Raw genomic sequence first — 14,855 nt, 5'->3', positions numbered from 1 at the left:
GAGATTATGAAATTTTATACTGTATCTAAAAAACTAAAAGAAAATGTTAAAAACTTTTATAAGATAACTTTGTACTATTTCTATAAAAACATCGCAAAAGAAGATATTTTTGTGGGCTGGGGTAGGAAAAAATCGGGTTTAAAAGCTATAGAATTGGCCAAAAAATATGATGCAAAATTTTTACTTTTAGAAGATGGCTTTTTGCGTTCATTAAATTTAGGTGTAGAAAATAGCCCAAGTTTTTCTATCGTTAAAGATGATGTGGGAATTTACTACGATGCCACGGCGCCATCTAAACTTGAAAATATTTTAAATTCTTATGAGTTTAGTACCGAAGAACTAGAGCAAGCAAAAAAAGCCATAGAGCTTATAAAAAAAGAAAAACTTAGCAAGTATAATAATAACCTTTGCATACCAAAAGAGCTTTTTGGTGGTAATGAAGAACGTGTATTGATCATCACTCAAGTAGCAAATGATGCTTCATTAAAATTTGGTTTAGCTGATAGTTTTTCAACTCAAGATATGATAAATGATGTGATCAAAGAAAATCCAAATGCTAAAGTATATATTAAAATTCACCCTGATGTGCTTAGTGGTAAAAAGCAAAGTGATTTTGATGTGCAAGATTTGCCAAGTAAATGTGTTGTCATAAAAGAAAATTATAATCCTATAGAATTGCTAAGTCATTTTAAAAAAGTCTATACTAAAACTTCTGGTATGGGTTTTGAAGCTTTGATGTTAGGAAGTGAATGCGTGTGTTATGGTATGCCTTTTTATGCAGGTTGGGGTTTAACCCAAGATAAATTAGAATGTAAAAGAAGGTTTAAAAAAAGAACTTTAGAGGAAATCTTTTACGCTGCTTATATTTTATATAGTGAGTATTTTAATCCTTACTTAAATCAAAAAAGCAACATCTTTGATACTATCCATACTTTAGCAAAGTATAAAAAGATAGAACAAGCTAATTCCAACACTTTGTGTTTTTTAGGTTTTTCTAAATGGAAAAGAGAATTTACAAGACCATTTTTTAAAGCTAATAACAACAAAATCATTTTTTTAAACTCACTAGGTGAACTTTATAAAGCGAATTTAAATCCTGATGATAAAATTTTCATTTGGGGCAAAAAGCATGATAAAGTTTTGTTAGCTAAAGATTTTAAAAATGCAATTTTTCTAGTAGAAGATGGCTTTTTACGCTCGGTTTTTTTAGGTTCAGATCTTACACGCCCTTTTTCTTTGATAGTAGATAGCAAAGGCTTGTATGTTGATCCAAGTAAGCCAAGTGATTTAGAAGATATTTTGCAAAATCACATCTTTGATGAAAGTTTAAAACAAAGAGCTAAAAAACTCATTGTTACCATCACGCAAAATAAATTTTCAAAGTATAATGGCCTAAAGCATGAAAAGCTAAATTTTAACACCAATAAAAAAATTATTTTAATTCCTGCTCAAGTAGAAGATGATGCTTCTATGATCTTAGGTGGAGCAGGCTTTGATACTTTAAAACTTTTACAAAGTGTGAGAAAGGCCAATGAAAATGCTTTTATAGTGTTTAAACCACATCCTGATGTTTTAAGTGGTAACCGTAAAGGTTTAAAAGATAAAAGCATTATTTTAAAACACTGTGATGAAATTATAGAAAATGTCAGCATAGACAGCGCTATCAATGCATGCGATGAAGTACATACTATCACTTCTACGAGCGGTTTTGATGCTCTTTTGCGTGGTAAAAAAGTAGTAGTATATGGCAAGCCTTTTTATGCAGGTTGGGGTTTAACTATAGATCTACATCAAATTCCAAGACGCACAAGAGTGCTTAGTTTGGAAGAGTTGGTTGCGGGAGTTTTGATCCTTTATCCAAGATACATCCACCCAAAAAGTAAAAATTTATGTGAAGTTGAGCTTGCTTTAGATATAATGCTAAAAATGCAAAAAGATTATTTTTCTAAATTTTATTTGCGTTGGTTTATGAATATAAGAATTTATACATTAAGAAAAATAAGAAGAATCATAGAATTTATTTTAGGTCGATGAATTTAAGTAAGAAGTTAAAAAAATTTTCCGGTAAAAATGTTTTATTGCTTCAGGGTCCTGTGGGGGGATTTTTCCGTAAAATTGCTACAAGAATTCCACAAGCTAAAGTATATAAAGTAAATTTTAATGGCGGGGATTTTTTCTTTTATCCTTTTAATAGTATTAATTATACCAAAAGCTTAGCCGAGCTTGAAGACTTTTATAAAAAACTTTTTGAAGAAAAACAAATTCAAGTAGTGCTGATGTACAATGACTGTAGAAAAGTACATGAAATCGCCATTAATGTAGCTAAGCAAATGGGTATTGAAGTGTGGATTTTTGAAGAAGGTTATATAAGGCCAAACTTCATTACTTTTGAAAAAGATGGAGTGAATGCAAACTCAACTCTACCAAGAAATAAAGAATTTTATCTAAGTCAGAAAAAATTTGATAAAGAGCATAAATTTATAACTTTTTCAAGCACATTTAAAAATATGGCCTTTGCTTCGTTTTTATACTGGCTTTTTGCTTTTTTACTTTCTTGGCGTTTTAACAACTCCTTGCACCATAGAAGTTTAAAGTTATTTGACTTTTTGCCTTGGTTTTGTTCAGTATATAGAAAAAATAAATACAAAATCAGCGAAAAAAAACTTAATGAAAAAATTCTTTCCCTAAAACAAAAGTATTTTTTAGCTATTTTGCAAGTGCATAATGATACCCAGTTGTCTCATCATTATAAAAAAACTACAGAAAAATTTATAGAAGAGGTGATTATCTCTTTTGCTAATCATGCTAAAGCAAAGTCTTATTTGGTTTTTAAACATCACCCTATGGACCGTGGCTATAGGGATTACACTAAGCTTATAGAAGATTTGAGTTTAAAATACAATGTCGAGGGTAGAATTTTATATGTGCATGATTTGCATTTACCTACACTTTTGATCAATGCAAGAGGCACTATAGTCATAAATAGCACAGTAGGACTTTCTGCCTTATATCACAATAGTCCTTTAAAGGTTATGGGAAAAGCCTTTTATGATATAGAAGGCCTAACGTATCAAAAAAGCTTGCATACCTTTTGGAAAGAGTGTAGAGCTTATAAGCCTGATGTAGTTTTGCATGCTAAATTTAGAAACTATGTGATATATAAAACCCAAGTTAATGGAAATTTCTTCAAAAATACTAGCTTGGATTAAAATTTCTTTTTATAGTTTTGTGCAATTTTTTTCAGTTTAAAGGGTAGGGTAAGATAGCCTAGCTTAAAAGGAGTTCTTGAAGCTTGCAAAAGTGCATTACCTAAAAGGTAAGGCAAATGTGTTTTGGCTATTTGAGCATGTTTATAGTCTGCGTAGGATTTAAGTGGTGGTAGGTTTTTAACATCTTTTTGTTGCTTAAAGTGAGCTTTTTTAACTTTTCTTAACTCAAAAGGGATTTTGAAGTATCCTAGATAGCTTTTGCTATTTTTCATAATCACCTCCCCAAGTTTATAACTTAATCTTTCTTTGATTCTTAAGCTTGCTCCATAAAGCTGGTTATTTTGGTGGATAAATGTTTCGTATTCTTTTTGTAAATTTTTATGATTTAAAAAACGCAAAAGATTATGGTTTTGGCTTTGTAAAAATGTTTGCGTATCAAGCCTAGTTAGCTCATGATATTCTAGTGCTAATTCTTTATAAAAAACTATAGGTGGGATTAAAAACTCATGAGTATTGGTAAGATGATTTTTAAAGTCAAGCTTTTTACATTCATCGTTTTTAAGCAGTAAAATTCCTATCAAGTCTATATAATCAAGCCTAGGCGTTTTTTCATTTGCCATGCTTAAGCCTGAGCTTTCTTCGCTTTGTTTAATTGCTTGAGTGTTGAGGTATAAAGAAGTTTGATCATCGCAAAGTGCATTTTCATTTTGTATATCTTGAAAAGTATTGATAAGTCCAAAATTTTTTACTAGCTTAAAGAAAGAATTTTCGATACTTATAGATGATATGGTGTGGCTTGCAAGATTGGCTTGATTCCAAGTGTGAATGCCTAAAATTTGATAACCGCAAAGATTTTTTGGAAAAATGATTTTTTCTTTAGCTTTAATTCTTGCAACTTTTTCATGAAAAAATGAATTTTTATGCTCTAGTATGTCAAAGTCTGATGGTTTAAAGATATAAAATTGGTTGTTAGAATAGGAAATATTTGTCTTAGAGCTTTTAAAATTGTTTAAATTTTTGATAATGTTTTTTCCAAGTTCTTGCATAGCTAGTGGCATAGGGTGAAATTTATAGTTTTGATCAAAATCATACAGGTGATTTTTTTGGTAGTAAAGATCTACATCGATTAGATTAAAACCATAGTAAGCACAATTTTTTCGGTGTGCTTCGTTGATAGCTTTTGATTTATCATTGCAAGCTGGTATGGGGAGTATAAGTACTATGGTGGTTTTGTTGGCTTTATAAAGTTCCTCATAAAAATAATCAATATTGCGAAGAATGATTTTTAAACTAACAGGACTTAAATAATCATTAATGTTAGATTCACTGATAATGTAATCACTTTTGTGTATATTATCTTTATGGCGTATTAGCTCATAAAGATTTTGCAAAGAAGTGCTAAGTCCTAAGGCGTAATTGTGTAAAGTAATATTTTCATTTTCAAGACCTATCCGAAGTCCATTTTTAACTACGCTATTGCTACCACCAAGTAAGATTATATTCATTTAAAACTTTCTATGCTTTAAGAAATTTTTATTTATTTTATAAAATGTTTTTTAACGAATAATTTCAGAGTAAAAATACCTTATTATCCCTTGTATTTCAGCATTTGACAAAGATGTTAACTTTAGCTATATTTTTAAATTCATTTTCATTTGTTTAGGATTTTGATGGATAAAATGTGTCAAAAAAGAGATGTTTTTTATATTGCTGGATATGATCCTAGGGGTTATAGGCATTATTATACTATGTTTAAAAAAAATCTTGCCGCACAAAATGTTCTTTTAAAGTATGATTATACCTTATCAAAAAGTCAAGTCAAAGACAATGCTTATCCATTTTGGGAAATCCAAACTCCCCATACACATACCCATTATACTTTTTTGAGCTGGAATGATATAGTGAAAAAAAATTGGTCAGAAGGCATCAAAGATGCTTTGAGCGATTGTTATAGCTTTTTTAGAATTTATACTATCACTGGGCTTTTTTTAAAATTTGGTAAAGAATCCCCACATCAACTCATCACGGGTTATTATCCGTTTTTTTATGTGCTTTTGAGTTTGATTTTTACTTTAGCTTGTGCTTTTGGAAGTTTATTTTATCTACAAAATTTTCATATTGTTTTGGGGATTTTGACTTTTATTTTATCATTAGCGGTTTTACCAAGAATTTTTTATAAATTAGGTAAGAAATTGGCTGTTTTTTGGATAGCTAGAATTTGTTCTTTTTGTGCAAATTGGGAGAAAAATTCCCAAGGAGAGTTAGAGCAAAGAATGGAAAACTTTGCCAGCGTAATTTTTCAAAAAATCAAAGAAAACGCAAAAGATAAAAACTACGAACTTATTTTAAGTGCACATAGCGTAGGAACAGTGCTTTGCATAAATGTTTTAGCAAAAGTACTTAGACAATGCGAAAAAGAAAATATATCTTTTAAAAATTTAAAAGTCTTGACTTTAGGCGAGTGCATACCTTTGGTAAGTTATCAAAAAAGATCATTTGAGTTTAGAAAAGACTTAGAATATTTGGGAAGTAAAAATTTAATATGGTATGATTTTACTTCTATTATTGATGGGGCTTGTTTTGCACAGGTTGATTTCATACGCACAAGTGGAGTAAAAGCACAATTTAGCCCTAGATACCTTTCTGCTAAATTTCATACTTTGTATCCAAATAAAGACTATAGAAAAATCAAAAAAGACAAATACAAAGCCCATTTTTTGTATTTATTTGCAACGCAAATTCAAGGGGTGTATGACTTTTTTGAATTTATCATAGGAAAAAACAAACTAGAAGAAAAAATCAAATAGGAGAAATCATGGGTCAGTGTCCTTTTCATCCAAAACCTTATAAAAATAAAGCTTCTACGCTTACTACTTTTTTGCTCAAAAGAAGATCGTGGCTTGATGGTCTTTACGAAAGAAGTTATAAAATGATGATGGGTAGAGTGAAAATGCCCGGATTTGATCTTTATGTGGTAAATGATCCAAAAGAAGTTAGACGCATTATGGTAGATGAGGTTAGAGAATACCCAAAAAGCCAACTTTTGCATGAGCTTTTAGAGCCACTTTTGGGTATAAGTATATTTACTACAAATGATAGAGTATGGGAAAAACAAAGAGAGCTTTTAAGGCCATCTTTTGAAATGACAAGGATTTCTAAGGTTTTTAATTTAATGAATGAAGCAGCATCTGATATGATGGCAAGATTTGCAAAGCATGAAAATGGAGCAGTTGTGGAAGTAGATGAGGCTATGACTTTTGTAACTGCAGATGTAATTTTTAGAACCATTATGTCTTCAAAACTTGATGAGCAAAAAGGCAAGCTTGTTTTAGATGCTTTTGTAACTGTACAAGAAGAAACAGTTAAAACGGCTATGCGAAGAATGTTTCGTTTTCCAACTTGGCTTTCAAATCTTTTAGGAGAAAGAAAAAGACTTAAGGCAGGAGCAACCATACGTCAAGTTTTATCAGATATTATAAAGCCAAGGTATGATAATGCTTTAAATGATCAAGGAAAATACGAAGATATTTTATCTTCACTGCTTGCAGTAGTAGACGCAGATACTAATGAAAGATTTTCATTTAATGAAATTTTAGATCAAGTTGCTATGCTTTTTTTAGCAGGCCATGAAACAACTGCAAGTTCATTAACTTGGACATTGTATATTTTAAGTATTTCTCCAAAAGAGCAGCAAAAAGCTTATGAAGAAATTATGCAAGTTGCAGGCAATGAGGAGTTTAAAATAGAACACATTAGAGCGATGAAATATGTCGCAAATGTGTTTAAAGAAAGTCTAAGGCTTTATCCACCAGTTGGTTTTTTTGCTAGAGAAGCAAAACATGAAAGCAAAATGAGAGATAAGCTCATTAAAAAAGGTTCTGGCGTAGTGGTAGCTCCATGGCTTATCCATAGACATGATAGCTTTTGGGAAAACCCACATGAGTTTGATCCAAGTCGCCATGAAGATAAAAGCAAGATTAAAAAAGACACTTATATGCCTTTTGGTATGGGTGAGCGTGTGTGCATAGGGCAGGGTTTTGCTATGCAAGAGGCTGTTTTGATTTTAGCAAATATTTTAAGGACTTATAGGTTAGAATTAGAAGAAAATTTTGTACCTGATGTTGTAGGAAGGTTGACTATAAGATCAGCTAATGGTATGAATATTAGATTTATAAAAAGGGAAAAATGAAAGAAAAATTAGCAGGAACGATACTACTTTGTGCCATTGTTCCTTTGGCGGTGATTAGTTATCTTTTTATTGTTGTGGTGGGTACTTTTGGTAATCCTGCAAGAGTTAGACAGGGTGTAAGAGCGCTTGATCATTTTGTTAATGCAACTTTGTTTAATGGCTATGCGTGGGAGTCTTTGTCTTCACATGCGTGGAGAGAACGCGATAAACGATGGGCTAAAATAGTCATAAAAATTACGGATTTTTTTGATAAAAATCATTGCCAAAAAGCTAACAAAAGAGAACAACCCATAGTGGATTTAGTTTTAGCAAGAAAGCTTACCGAGCAAACTGTCGGTAAGCAACTTTAATTTTCTCCAAATAAGGCTTTAAGATTTTTAAATGCCTCTTCTTGGTTGTTAGTTTTTTCTTCACTGTTTACTTCATTGAGTTCTATCTCATATCCAAGAAGCATACTTGCTAAGCGTATATTGATCCCGCTTTTTCCTATAGCTTTACTTTTTTGTTCGCTATTAAGCGTTACGATAGCTTTTTTATCTTCAATGCCAACAGAATTAATAATCGCTGGAGCTAAACTTCTTGTGATTAAAATCGCCATTTCATTAGAATACTCAATGCAGTCGATATTTTCATTTTTTAATTCTTTACTTACTGCGTTAATTCTAACACCTTTTACACCCACAGTTGCACCTACTGCATCAACGCTTGGACTATTAGCCTGCAGGATAATCTTTGCACGCTCACCTGGAATTCTAGCACTTGCATAAATATTAATAAGACCATCTTTGATTTCAGGTACTTCAGCTTTTAATAAAGCCTCTAGAAATTTAGGACTAGTTCTGCTAAGCTCCATTCTCATACCCGATTTATCAATATATACATGTCTAATCACAGCTTTAATTACATCGCCAACTTTAAATTTCTCACCTTTAATACGATTTTTTCTAGGTAAGCATGCGCGAAACTCATCGATTTCTACATAAGTATTTTCTTCACTATCAACCCTAACAACACTACCAAAAACCATATGACCTACCATTTTTTGGTATTTCTCGTAAATTTTTTCTTCCAAAAGTTTTTGAATGTGATATTCTAGTTCTTTATGTAAAATATTTACAGCAGTGCGGCCTAAATTTTCCAAAGAACATTCGTAGGTTAACTCATCACCAATTTCTACATCTTTAGCTTCAGCTCTTGCTTTGCTTAAGGCGATAAAATGTTCATTTTCGCTTTCTAACCTTTCATCATTATCTGCTACAACGATGATTTTTTGATAAAGTTGTAAATTTTTACTAGAATCTACAAAAAATTCATATTTATCGCCGTAAATTTTCTTAGCAGTATTAATTAGTGCTTTTTTAACTCTTTCTCTTACATCTTCTATTTGCAAATTTTTTTCATTAGCAATGGACTCAATAATATCTGTGATTTTTTCCATAGTGACAATACAACCTTAATTTTGGATTTTTAAACTTTGAAGATTAAAATTATATCTTTAATAAGTTTAATTAAAAGTAAAATTTGTTATAATTTTAGATTAAAAAAACTTGAGGATGATGATATGGATTTAAAAATAGCAAGAACCTCTGTTGAAGAAAAGCCAAAAAGTATAAGTTTAGAGAGTATTGAAAAGGCTGTGGATAAAGAAGGTCAGAAATTTTTTTATTTTGATAAGGATAATGCTCACAAGCAACTAATCGCTTTGGTGGAGCATTTTGAAAAAAAAGGAAAGTGTGTTTATCATAGAACAATCAAGTATGGTTTAGATGATGCAGATTTTATGTATGAGGTACACATTCTTTGAGTAAAAAACTTTTTATACAGACTTTAGGTTGTGCTATGAATGTGCGTGATTCTGAGCACATGATAGCTGAACTAAAAGAAAAAGAAAATTACGAGTTAACTCAAGATGCCAAAGAGGCAGATTTGATTTTGATCAATACTTGTTCAGTGCGCGAAAAACCCGTGCACAAACTTTTTTCAGAAGTTGGAAGTTTTGAAAAAATCAAAAAAAATGGTGCCAAAATAGGTGTTTGCGGCTGTACGGCTTCGCATTTAGGAGATGAAATTTTTAAGCGCGCTCCTAATGTTGACTTTGTTTTGGGTGCTAGAAATGTTTCAAAGATTACAAAAGCAGTAAATACTCCAAAATTTTTGGGTAATGATATCGATTTTGATGAGAGTAATTATGCTTTTGCAGATTTTAGAAATAGTCTTTATAAAACTTATATTAATATCTCTATAGGATGTGATAAACACTGTACTTATTGTATTGTGCCTCACACAAGAGGTGATGAAATTTCTATACCTTTTGAGATCATTAAAAATGAAGCTTTAAAAGCCGTTTCTAAGGGAGCTAAGGAGATTTTTCTACTAGGACAAAATGTCAACAACTATGGTAAAAGATTTTCTAATGCACACGAAAAGATTAATTTTTCAGATCTTTTAGAAAAATTAAGTGAGATAGAAGGTTTGGAGCGTATCCGTTTTACAAGCCCGCATCCTTTACATATGGATGATAGATTTTTAGAGGTTTTTTCTAAAAATCCTAAAGTATGTAAGTCTATGCATATGCCTTTACAAAGCGGATCTAGCGAAATTTTAAAAGCTATGAAGCGAGGTTATACGAAAGAGTGGTATTTAGATAGAGCGTTAAAACTACGTTCTATGTGTAAAGATGTAAGTATTTCTACAGATGTAATTGTAGCTTTTCCTGGTGAGAGCGGTAAGGACTTTGAAGACACCATGGATGTGCTTGAAAAAGTGCGTTTTGAGCAAATGTTTTCTTTTAAATACTCCAAAAGACCGCTAACCAAAGCTGCAACTATGCCAAATCAAATTCCTGATGATATCGCTTCAAAACGTCTAAGTATTTTACAAGCTAGACATACAGAAATTTTAGATGAGATTGTTGCAAAGCAAAAAGATAGAGAAATTGAAGTGTTATTTGAAGAACTAAGAAGCGAAGGCTTTGTAGCCGGTAGAAGCGACAATAACTTTTTGGTACAAGTTAAAGGTAGTGAAGAGTTATTAGGGCAAATGAAAAAAGTGAAAATCACCAATCCTAGGCGTATGGTGTTAAATGGTGAAATCCTTTAAGATTAATCTACTCGCTTTTGGAATTTTTTTACTACAATGGTTGATCTTTTTAACTTGTAGGAAGGTTTATTTAGGGCAAAAACTTCCAAGCAGATCTTGCGTGATACTTTTTTGGCACGGAAGACTTGCTCTAATGCCTTTTGCATATCGCAAAATGGGCATTAAAGGAAAAAAGGCTTATGTGATGATTTCGTACCATAAAGATGGAGAAATCATTGCTAGGAACATTGCTTTGTTTGGTTTAAATACTTTAAGAGGTAGTACAAGCAAAGGTGCTTTGACTTTGTTAAAACAATCTTTTAAGGTTTTAGATCAAGGTGATGATGTGATTATCACACCAGATGGACCAAGAGGTCCTTATCATAGTGTTTCAGATGGGTCTGTGATGATAGCTTTGAAAAAAAATACCCCGCTTTTTTTATTAAATTATGAAGCAAGTTCTTTTTGGGAATTTAAAAGTTGGGATAAGATGATTTTACCTAAGCCTTTTTCTAAGATTACCTATAGACTTAGTGATGAAGTCCAAATACAAAATCTAAATTTAGAAGAAGCTAAAGTAATGATAAAAGAAAAATTTGATATCATAAGTCAAATAGATAAAGGATAAACACGATGTTATCTTTTTTTAGAAAATACATTCTACAACTTCTAGTTTGCATTTGTTATGATGAAAAACAATACATTATAAGATGTCATACATGGAAAAAATCTCAAGCCATTGATACTTTTGAAAAAAGTTTTGAAGATAAAGAAAAAGCCATAGAATACATTAAGAATTTAACAAAAGATTTTCAGATTTATTATATTAGTACTTTTTTCACGCCTATTGCTCAAGGTGTGGTACCAAGCTTAAACTTAAAAGAACTTTCTCAATTTGGAGTTGATGTCAATAGTGTAAAAAGTATACCTTTTAAAAATGCTTTATTATATGCTTCTAATGAATCGCTTGGGGTTTACAAAGAAGACTATGAGCCTTTTGGTGGGTTGGATTTGTTGTATTCGCCTTTTTCGTTGTTGTATCATTGTATCGAAAGTAAAGGTTTTGAAGATAAAATAGGACTTTATGTTTATAGATACCATGAAGTAGTTGCATTGCTAATTTGCAAAAAAGAGATGATTTTATTTGGAAGTTATTTTAATATCGCTAGCCAAACTTATGAAGAGCTTGATTTTTTTGATGATATTCAAGAAGAATTTGACTTAAAAATTGATGATGAAAATCAAGATGAAGAACATGAAGAAAACTTTGATTTAAAAAGTCTAGAAGAAATGAGTCAAGAGCTTGAAAAGCTTGAAGAGATGGAAAGCGAACAAGAGGAAATTAACATTGATTCTTTAGAAGGTTTTAGTTCTGATATGAAAATGATAGAATACATCATCTCAAGTGTAAAAGAATTTTATCAAAATCCTCTATATGATAATAGTTTTTTAGAAGAAATTGTGATTTTTGATGAGGAAAGCTTTAGCGCGAGTTCTTTGAATTTTTTAGAAAATGAACTTTTTATAAAACCAAAAGTAGAGCTTATAGACACTTTAAATTTGATGAATGAACTTATGGTGAAGGATTTGAGATTATGAGATACAGTCTAATCAAACCTAAAATAAAACCAGTTTTCAATCTTTTCACTCGAATTTGGATATATTTTACAAGTATTAGTGTGGCTTTGATTTTTGTTGTGTTTGTTGTGGTGAGTTTTAAAAGTTATTATGCTTCGATACAATTAAATAACAAAAAAGAAGAATTAGCTCAAATTATTGCTCAAATCAATGCAAATAAACTTAAATACCATGAGCTACTAAGACAAAATGATAAAGCTGAATTGATCTTGGGTGATGAGGGGCAAAATCAAGACAATGGAAAAAATAAGGTTTTATTAAAAAGCATTCAAAATCTTTTCACTTTGGTGCCTAAAAGCATATCTTTAGATGAAGTTTTAATGGAAGATAGATCATTGATTTTAAGAGGTATTACGCCTACTAAGGAAATGTTTGCTTTGTTATTGGAAGCTCCATTAAGAAGTATTTTTTCTAACTCTCAAACAAGTTATTATCAATTAGAAAATGGTTGGTATCGCTTTGTTAGTGTTAATATCACCATACCAGAGGAAATGTATGAACAAAAATGATAAAAGTTTAGAAGAAGCAGATGTATTAAGGATATTGATTTATTCTTTTTCTTTTGTTGCGCTTTGTGCGATCTTGATTTTATTTTTAATTGTGCCTTTTTTAAAAGATTATAAAATCGAATATTCAAGACTAGCCACGCAGCAAATTCAAAATACAAGAGCTTTAAATGAATTAAAAGCCTTGGAAAAAGTGATTGATGATTTTCAAAAAGCTAATGCCAAAAAACTTACTCAAATTAATACAGAGTTTTCACAAAAAGATTTATTAAGTTTTATGAAGAACTATTTTGATGATGTAAAGATAAATCTCATTCCTATAAAAAAAGAACAAAAATACTTAAAATATCAATTTGAAGCAAATGTAAAAATGAAAAAACCACAAGCGTTTTATTCTTTTTTGAATGATTTACAAAAGTATAAAAATTTAATCGAAATTTCAACACCTGTGGAATTTAAGTCAGAGGAAAAACACATCAATCTTAAATTTAAGATCAAAGTGTTTTATGCTGATGCTATTCAAAAATGATTACTTCGTTATTTTGATAAGGATTTGATTTTTCTTCATTTTCTTGCACGGGTTCTTCTTGTGCAGGTGGATTTTCTAAGGGTTTAGATTCTTCTTTGACTTCTTGTATACTTGTCTTTAAACTCGAAGTGATTTCTTTGTAAAAAGCGATAAAAACTTTGTCAACCTCTAAAGCACTAGCCGCGATACTTTCATTAACTTGTGTAGGAACGGCACTATAAACTTGTCTAAAACTTTCTAAACCTGTATCTCCTTTAGTAGGATAATTTAAAACGATGGGATCATTAAGCTTAGCTGAACTTGTTGCTGTTTGAAAAGTATCGCTTTGGTGTAAATGATTTAAATTGCTTTGAGCTTCTAGAATAATCATAAAAGAAGATTCAACATTGTTTCCACCAAAATTTGAATTTCTTGTTACTTTATCTTCATACAAGTTAGCACTAATGGTAATGTTAAAAGCATAGTCTGGATTTTGATTGTCTATTGTGTAGCCTTTGCTTATTAGCAGTGCTTGTGCATCTTTAAGGAGTTGCTGTTTTAATAGTTCTAAGCTTTTATTGATTCTTTGATTGAGAGTTGATTGTTCAAAATAAGAACTATAAAAAGTGTTTTTGATTATTTCAATATCATTAATCTTGACTTTGGGTCCTTGATGATCGGTGTTATTGTGTTCTTCATAAGAGCTATTAAAATGAGGCATAGAAATATAGTAAGTTTTTGGATTGCTTGTACATGCGCTAAAAAACAAAGTCATGATCAAAAATAGTAGTATTTTTTTCATTTTATCTCCTTGTAATTTTTATAATTATAACAATTTTTTGCTATATTTATAAGTTTTATAATAGAGGTAAGTTTATGGAATTTTGGCAAAATATTTATGCAAATTTTGATGTAGTTGCTTTTGAAATTTTTGGTTTAAAAGTGCATTGGTATGGCATTATGTATGTGTTGGCTTTGCTAGTTGCTTTAATGGTGGCAAAATACTATGCTATTAAAGATAAAATGGGAATTTCAAAAGCAATGCTTGATAGTTATTTTATCTGGGTTGAAATCGGTGTGATTTTGGGTGCAAGATTGGGTTATATTTTAATCTATGATGCGCACACTTTTTGGTATCTTACTCACCCTTGGCAAATTTTTAATCCTTTTTATAATGGAGAATTTGTAGGGATTAGAGGTATGAGTTATCATGGCGCGGTTGTGGGTTTTTTGATCGCTACTTATGCTTTTTGTAAAAAAAATAAACAAAATTTATGGAAATATCTTGATCTAGTTGCTATTAGTGTTCCTTGTGGTTATATTTTTGGACGTATAGGAAATTTTTTAAATCAAGAATTATTCGGTAGAAGCACCGATGTGGCTTGGGGTATTTATGTAGACGGGGCATTGCGTCATCCTTCTCAGCTTTATGAAGCGTTTTTGGAAGGTTTTGTTGTTTTTATTCTTTTATTATTGATAAAAAAATATAAAAAATACAACGGCGAGTTGATCGCATATTATACGATTTTTTATGCCATAGCTCGTTTTATTTGCGAGTTTTATAGAGAGCCTGATTATGGTATAGGCTTTGTTGCTCTTGGTTTGAGCATGGGGCAAATTTTAAGTTTATTGATGTTGTTATTGGGACTTATTTTATCTTTTTATTTAAGAATTGTTAAAAAAAGTTTATAAATTTTTATTTATTTTAAGAATAAAAGTTCTATAAT

15 protein-coding genes are annotated in these 14,855 nt (G+C 30.7%); 12 read left to right on the top strand and 3 right to left on the bottom strand.

Going from position 1 to position 14,855, the window contains the following annotated elements:
• Positions 1-6: 6 nt before the first annotated feature.
• Positions 7-2,034, top strand: a complete 2,028-nt coding sequence (locus CKA54_RS02650) for a capsular polysaccharide biosynthesis protein (RefSeq protein ID WP_120759760.1) — start codon at positions 7-9, stop codon at positions 2,032-2,034.
• A complete protein-coding gene (locus tag CKA54_RS02645) occupies positions 2,031-3,209 on the top strand; it encodes a capsule biosynthesis protein (RefSeq protein WP_120759758.1) in 1,179 nt (392 codons plus the stop codon). Before CKA54_RS02650 ends, CKA54_RS02645 begins: the two co-directional genes overlap by 4 nt.
• Here the strand turns inward: CKA54_RS02645 and CKA54_RS07720 are convergent.
• A complete protein-coding gene (locus tag CKA54_RS07720) occupies positions 3,206-4,714 on the bottom strand; it encodes an SGNH/GDSL hydrolase family protein (RefSeq protein ID WP_120759756.1) in 1,509 nt (502 codons plus the stop codon). The genes CKA54_RS02645 and CKA54_RS07720 overlap by 4 nt on opposite strands.
• 165 nt (positions 4,715-4,879) lie before the next feature.
• On the opposite strand from CKA54_RS07720, the gene CKA54_RS02635 reads away from it, so the two are divergent.
• From CKA54_RS02635 to CKA54_RS02625, 3 genes are read left to right on the top strand one after another with little or no spacing between them, the layout of a single operon-like run.
• Positions 4,880-6,016, top strand: coding sequence for a DUF829 domain-containing protein (locus CKA54_RS02635; protein ID WP_120759754.1), 1,137 nt, complete (start codon positions 4,880-4,882; stop codon positions 6,014-6,016).
• A gap of 8 nt (positions 6,017-6,024) precedes the next feature.
• The gene (locus CKA54_RS02630) at positions 6,025-7,398 is read left to right on the top strand and encodes a cytochrome P450 (RefSeq protein ID WP_120759752.1); all 1,374 of its coding nucleotides are present in this window, start codon (positions 6,025-6,027) and stop codon (positions 7,396-7,398) included.
• A complete protein-coding gene (locus CKA54_RS02625) occupies positions 7,395-7,748 on the top strand; it encodes a hypothetical protein (RefSeq protein WP_232087566.1) in 354 nt (117 codons plus the stop codon). The genes CKA54_RS02630 and CKA54_RS02625 overlap by 4 nt, the downstream gene beginning before the upstream one ends.
• Here CKA54_RS02625 and nusA read toward each other — a convergent pair.
• Positions 7,745-8,836: a transcription termination factor NusA gene (nusA, locus tag CKA54_RS02620; protein WP_120759748.1), complete on the bottom strand. Its 1,092-nt coding sequence runs from the start codon at positions 8,834-8,836 to the stop codon at positions 7,745-7,747. The two genes, CKA54_RS02625 and nusA, sit on opposite strands and share 4 nt — an antisense overlap.
• Before the next feature lie 123 nt (positions 8,837-8,959).
• On the opposite strand from nusA, the gene CKA54_RS02615 reads away from it, so the two are divergent.
• The 6 genes from CKA54_RS02615 to CKA54_RS02590 are packed head-to-tail and all read left to right on the top strand — an operon-like array spanning position 8,960 to position 13,149.
• Positions 8,960-9,202, top strand: a complete 243-nt coding sequence (locus tag CKA54_RS02615) for an HP0268 family nuclease (RefSeq protein ID WP_120759746.1) — start codon at positions 8,960-8,962, stop codon at positions 9,200-9,202.
• Positions 9,199-10,497, top strand: coding sequence for a tRNA (N6-isopentenyl adenosine(37)-C2)-methylthiotransferase MiaB (gene miaB / locus CKA54_RS02610; protein ID WP_120759744.1), 1,299 nt, complete (start codon positions 9,199-9,201; stop codon positions 10,495-10,497). Before CKA54_RS02615 ends, miaB begins: the two co-directional genes overlap by 4 nt.
• Positions 10,481-11,104, top strand: coding sequence for a lysophospholipid acyltransferase family protein (locus CKA54_RS02605; RefSeq protein ID WP_120759742.1), 624 nt, complete (start codon positions 10,481-10,483; stop codon positions 11,102-11,104). Before miaB ends, CKA54_RS02605 begins: the two co-directional genes overlap by 17 nt.
• A 5-nt stretch (positions 11,105-11,109) precedes the next feature.
• Positions 11,110-12,075, top strand: a complete 966-nt coding sequence (locus CKA54_RS02600) for a hypothetical protein (protein WP_120759740.1) — start codon at positions 11,110-11,112, stop codon at positions 12,073-12,075.
• Entirely contained in the window at positions 12,072-12,623 is a 552-nt protein-coding gene (locus tag CKA54_RS02595) for a hypothetical protein (RefSeq protein WP_120759738.1), read from the top strand. The genes CKA54_RS02600 and CKA54_RS02595 overlap by 4 nt, the downstream gene beginning before the upstream one ends.
• On the top strand, positions 12,610-13,149 hold the full coding sequence (locus CKA54_RS02590) for a hypothetical protein (RefSeq protein ID WP_120759736.1): 540 nt from the start codon (positions 12,610-12,612) through the stop codon (positions 13,147-13,149). Before CKA54_RS02595 ends, CKA54_RS02590 begins: the two co-directional genes overlap by 14 nt.
• Here CKA54_RS02590 and CKA54_RS02585 read toward each other — a convergent pair.
• Positions 13,136-13,930 (bottom strand): hypothetical protein, encoded by a 795-nt coding sequence (locus CKA54_RS02585; protein WP_120759734.1) that lies wholly within the window; start codon positions 13,928-13,930, stop codon positions 13,136-13,138. The genes CKA54_RS02590 and CKA54_RS02585 overlap by 14 nt on opposite strands.
• Positions 13,931-14,004: 74 nt before the next feature.
• Here CKA54_RS02585 and lgt point away from each other — a divergent pair, with 74 nt between their 5' ends.
• Positions 14,005-14,820 carry a prolipoprotein diacylglyceryl transferase gene (gene lgt / locus CKA54_RS02580; protein WP_120759732.1) on the top strand — a complete coding sequence of 272 codons (816 nt, stop codon included), beginning with the start codon at positions 14,005-14,007 and terminating at the stop codon, positions 14,818-14,820.
• Positions 14,821-14,855 lie beyond the last annotated feature (35 nt).

This window comes from Campylobacter sp. P255, from assembly GCF_003627915.1.
GTDB lineage: Bacteria > Campylobacterota > Campylobacteria > Campylobacterales > Campylobacteraceae > Campylobacter_D.
Note: the sequence above shows the minus strand (reverse complement) of the source record. Positions and strands in the feature narration are given on the sequence as shown.

Excerpts from the sequence above, each read along its gene's own strand:
- CKA54_RS02650 (WP_120759760.1), top strand. The coding sequence starts at position 7 with ATGAAATTTTATACTGTATCTAAAAAACTAAAAGAAAATGTTAAAAAC.
- CKA54_RS02645 (WP_120759758.1), top strand. The coding sequence starts at position 2,031 with ATGAATTTAAGTAAGAAGTTAAAAAAATTTTCCGGTAAAAATGTTTTA.
- CKA54_RS07720 (WP_120759756.1), bottom strand. The coding sequence starts at position 4,714 with ATGAATATAATCTTACTTGGTGGTAGCAATAGCGTAGTTAAAAATGGA.
- CKA54_RS02635 (WP_120759754.1), top strand. The coding sequence starts at position 4,880 with ATGGATAAAATGTGTCAAAAAAGAGATGTTTTTTATATTGCTGGATAT.
- CKA54_RS02630 (WP_120759752.1), top strand. The coding sequence starts at position 6,025 with ATGGGTCAGTGTCCTTTTCATCCAAAACCTTATAAAAATAAAGCTTCT.
- CKA54_RS02625 (WP_232087566.1), top strand. The coding sequence starts at position 7,395 with ATGAAAGAAAAATTAGCAGGAACGATACTACTTTGTGCCATTGTTCCT.
- nusA (WP_120759748.1), bottom strand. The coding sequence starts at position 8,836 with ATGGAAAAAATCACAGATATTATTGAGTCCATTGCTAATGAAAAAAAT.
- CKA54_RS02615 (WP_120759746.1), top strand. The coding sequence starts at position 8,960 with ATGGATTTAAAAATAGCAAGAACCTCTGTTGAAGAAAAGCCAAAAAGT.
- CKA54_RS02605 (WP_120759742.1), top strand. The coding sequence starts at position 10,481 with ATGGTGAAATCCTTTAAGATTAATCTACTCGCTTTTGGAATTTTTTTA.
- CKA54_RS02600 (WP_120759740.1), top strand. The coding sequence starts at position 11,110 with ATGTTATCTTTTTTTAGAAAATACATTCTACAACTTCTAGTTTGCATT.
- CKA54_RS02595 (WP_120759738.1), top strand. The coding sequence starts at position 12,072 with ATGAGATACAGTCTAATCAAACCTAAAATAAAACCAGTTTTCAATCTT.
- CKA54_RS02590 (WP_120759736.1), top strand. The coding sequence starts at position 12,610 with ATGAACAAAAATGATAAAAGTTTAGAAGAAGCAGATGTATTAAGGATA.
- CKA54_RS02585 (WP_120759734.1), bottom strand. The coding sequence starts at position 13,930 with ATGAAAAAAATACTACTATTTTTGATCATGACTTTGTTTTTTAGCGCA.
- lgt (WP_120759732.1), top strand. The coding sequence starts at position 14,005 with ATGGAATTTTGGCAAAATATTTATGCAAATTTTGATGTAGTTGCTTTT.